Source organism: Vreelandella sp. L-15 (assembly GCF_056857635.1).
In genome coordinates this window covers 1-3,842 of the sequence record NZ_JBSXNN010000003.1, presented here as the reverse complement: position 1 = coordinate 3,842, position 3,842 = coordinate 1, and the positions used below count along the sequence as shown (strand labels likewise).

Below are 3,842 nucleotides of genomic sequence, written 5' to 3'. Positions count from 1 at the left end.
ATTGCCCGATGATGGACAGCCCGGCGTGGCTGGTGAGGGTGCGGCAACTGGCGCGGAACTTTATGTTGGGCATGGCACTGTCTGGGTGAATGGCGATAATGGCTATATTGCCATGCAGGTCAGTGGGTTAGAAGTGCTTCCGGGGGCCGGTCTCACGGATTCAGGATACTGACAAACCGCACCAACAAGGTGCTCTACACAGGCGTCACCAACGACCTGCAGCGCCGTTTATACGAACACAAAAACGCGCTAACGCCGGGTTTTGCCAGTAAGTACAAGTGTCACAAACTCGTTTGGTTTGAAGCGTCAACCTGCATCGAAGCCGCCATACTGCGAGAAAAACAGATCAAAAGCGGCTCAAGAGCAAAGAAAATAGCCTTAATCGAAGCCACCAACCCAGGTTGGCATGAAATAGAAATTTAAGCCCCGCGATGACACCCAGGCCGATTCATGTGCCATGTCGAGTAGCCACGTCTCCCGTGTCATTGCGAGGAGGAACGACGAAGCAATCTCAAGCCAGCGGCGGCACTCAAACCAGATTGCTTCACTACCGTTCGCAACGACACCCCAAAGGGCAACGCCACCGCCCCCACCCCGTGTCATTGCGAGGAGGCACGACGAAGCAATCTCAGCCAGCGGCGGCACCCAAACCAGATTGCTTCACTACCGTTCGCAACGACACCCCAAGGGCAACGCCACCGCATCCGAATCGTGTCATTGCGACAAGGCAACGACGAAGCAACCCAGATCGCCGCGCTCCGCTCGCGATGACACCCAGGCCAGTGCATGTGTCATTGCGAGGAGGAACGACGAAGCAATCTCAGCCAGCAGCGGCCCCAACACCAGATTGCGTCACTCCGTTCGCAACGACACCCAAAGGGCAACACCACCGCCCCCAACCCGTGTCATTGCGAGGAGGCAACGACGAAGCAATCCAGATCGCCGCGCTCCGCTCGCGATGACACCCAGGCCAATTCATGTGTCATGGCGAAAAGGAACGACGAAGCAAATTCAGGCCAGCGGTGGCACGTAGGCCACAACCATTGTCCGTTTCAACACAGCTCATGGCAGCTCACTGGCTTAGCTTGATGGAGTCAACGCCACTACAAAGCGAGAGCACCATGAAACAAGTACATTACTTAAGCCTGTGTGAGGTTGGGCAACGCATACAATCGCAAGACACCTCCTCCGTAGAGGTCACCCAACAACTGCTGGATCGTATTGAGCGCTTAGACCCCACGCTCAACAGCTATTTACACGTCATGAAAGAGAGCGCATTACAGCAGGCAGCACAAGCAGACGAAGAGATTGCACGCGGGCAATTCCGTGGCCCACTCCACGGCGTACCCATTGCACTAAAAGACCTTATCTGGACCAAAGACACGCCAACCACCCACGGCATGACCATTCACAAAGACCACTACCCACCGGAAGACTCCACCGTGGTCAACCGCTTCCGTGAGGCAGGTGCCGTGATCTTAGGCAAACTGATACAAACTGAAAGCGCCTTTGCCGACCACCACCCAGACGTTACCCACCCCACAAACCCATGGGGCAACTCACTCTGGACAGGGGTATCCTCCAGCGGCTCCGGCGTAGCCACCGCCGCCGGACTCTGCTTTGGCGCGATTGGCACCGACACAGGCGGCTCGATTCGCTTTCCATCCAACGCCAACGGCCTAACCGGCATCAAGCCCACCTGGGGGCGCGTTACCCGGCACGGCGCGTTTGAGCTAGCCGCCTCTCTCGACCACATTGGCCCCATCGCACGTTCCGTGGCAGATGCCGCCGCCATGCTGCAAGCCATTGCCGGGCATGATGAAAAAGACCCCACATCTAGCACGCTACCGGTACCCGACTACCTAGCGCTGATGACCAAAGGGCTAAAAAAATGCCGGATAGGCCTAGATAGCCAATGGGCATTTGAAGGAGTAGACAGCGAAACCAAGCAAGCGCTGAAAGAAGCCATCAACACACTGACCGAGCTGGGGGCCGAGATAGTCGATATCTCCATGCCAGACACCGACGAAGCCGCCCGCGACTGGAGCGGACTATGCGCCGTTGAAACCGCCGTTGCCCATGAACAAACCTACCCAGCGCAACGCGACCAATACGGCCCCGGCCTAGCAGGCCTACTCGACCTAGGCCACTCGCTCAGCGCCATGGAATACCAAAAACTACTGCTACGCCGCGCCGCCCTACGCGGCCATATCAACGCCCTGTTTGAACAAGTGGATCTCATCTTCGCCCCGGCCAACAGCTTTGCAGGGCTAACCTGGGAAACCATGGAACGCTTCGGCACCGATGAAGAGCTCTTTCGCGGCGTACTGCGCTTTACCAGCGCCTTCGATAGCAGCGGGCACCCCACCGTAACGCTCCCCTGCGGCCAAACGCCCAACGGTGCCCCCATCGGTTTCCAACTGGTAGCCGCCCACTTTGATGAAACCCGTGCCATTCAAGGCGGCTGGGCGTACCAACAGGTTACCAAGTGGCACAAACGTCATCCTGAACTGTAACTTTTCGACCCAACTCGGCGCACCAGTTCCCCCCAATGGTGCGCCGAACAAGCCACCAAAAGAACATTGAAAAAAGGTTAGTTTTCGTAGCGTTGTAACTACCGCTTTTTCATTCTCAACTCTCGTTATGGCCCTGTTATTGCAGCAAAAACAGCTGTTGTAGGGCCACACCGCGAGGCAAGCGTATGAAAGAGCACTTCTCTACCGAAAACTACGAACCGCGGCACTGTTTTGAAGCCTGGCGAGATGCCGTATGCTCGCGCCTCATCAACGCCAAAGCACAGCGCACCCAAGCAACCGCCTTCTCCGGCAGCTTTACCTACAGCACCTTAGCGGAAGTCGATATTGCTTGGCATACCTCGCACACTGGGCTCATATGGCAGCGCACTCCCCAATGCATACGCCAGCATCCTGCTAACGACTACTACATTGGGCTACTGCGCAGCGGCCACGGCCAGCTTGCCCAGCATGAACACCGCAGCCAGCTAAACGCAGGCGACCTCGTCATTTACGACGCCGCCACCCCCTTTAGCTTTGCGATGGAACAGGCAGAACTCAACATTATCCGCTTACCACGCCAAGCGTTTGATAAAAGCACACCGGGCATTAGCGCCATGGCAGGCGCACGCCTAGACCCCAAACGGCCCGGCATTAACACCCTAAAGCAGATGATGACAGAAGCCTTTCACTACAACAGCGACACCGAAAGCGACGGGCACACCGCCCAGTTTGCCAACACCCTGTTAGACCTAGTGGCCGCCGCCATTAACCTGCAAAAAAGCGGGCACACCCACCAATCAGACCTCTATGCCCGCATGGTGGCCTGGCTAAAACAGCATATGCACCACCCAATAACCGTTGCCGAGCTAGCCAACGCGCACCACGTATCATCACGCACGGTAAGCCGCCTGTTTGCCGCCCAAGGCACTACCCCGATGAACACTCTATGGCAGCTACGCCTAACCGCTAGCCGCAAAGCCCTATTAGAAGGCCGTGCGCGCAGCATTACCGAAGTAGCGATAGACCACGGCTTCAAAGATGTCTCGCACTTTAGCCAAGCGTTCCGCAAAGCCTTCGGCTGCTCGCCCACATCGGTAACGAAAAAAACCGCAGCCTAGCCATCCAACCCCAAATTGGAAGGCGCGCGAACACCAAGTGCGATGACGGGGAAGCACAACGCAACACTTGACCAAGCAACCGATCCTGTTACGCGAGGACAGCGGCTTCGACAGCCAGGCGCACCTGGCGCTTCTCGAACAGCAACGCCAGGTCTTTGCCGACGAGGGGCGCCGGCTCGACTATGTCGTCAAATGGAACCCGCGTGGC

3 protein-coding genes and 1 pseudogene are annotated in these 3,842 nt (G+C 57.2%); all 4 read left to right on the top strand.

The window, feature by feature from the left end; translation table 11 throughout:
• Positions 1-165 precede the first annotated feature (165 nt).
• Positions 166-423, top strand: a complete 258-nt coding sequence (locus tag AC13CY_RS00085; RefSeq protein WP_483052163.1) for a GIY-YIG nuclease family protein — start codon at positions 166-168, stop codon at positions 421-423.
• Between the two features lie 698 nt (positions 424-1,121).
• A complete protein-coding gene (locus tag AC13CY_RS00080) occupies positions 1,122-2,516 on the top strand; it encodes an amidase (RefSeq protein ID WP_347189114.1) in 1,395 nt (464 codons plus the stop codon).
• A gap of 185 nt (positions 2,517-2,701) precedes the next feature.
• Positions 2,702-3,634: an AraC family transcriptional regulator gene (locus tag AC13CY_RS00075; protein ID WP_474791603.1), complete on the top strand. Its 933-nt coding sequence runs from the start codon at positions 2,702-2,704 to the stop codon at positions 3,632-3,634.
• Between the two features lie 61 nt (positions 3,635-3,695).
• Positions 3,696-3,842 (top strand): annotated as a pseudogene (locus tag AC13CY_RS00070) (IS1380 family transposase); the annotation flags it as partial.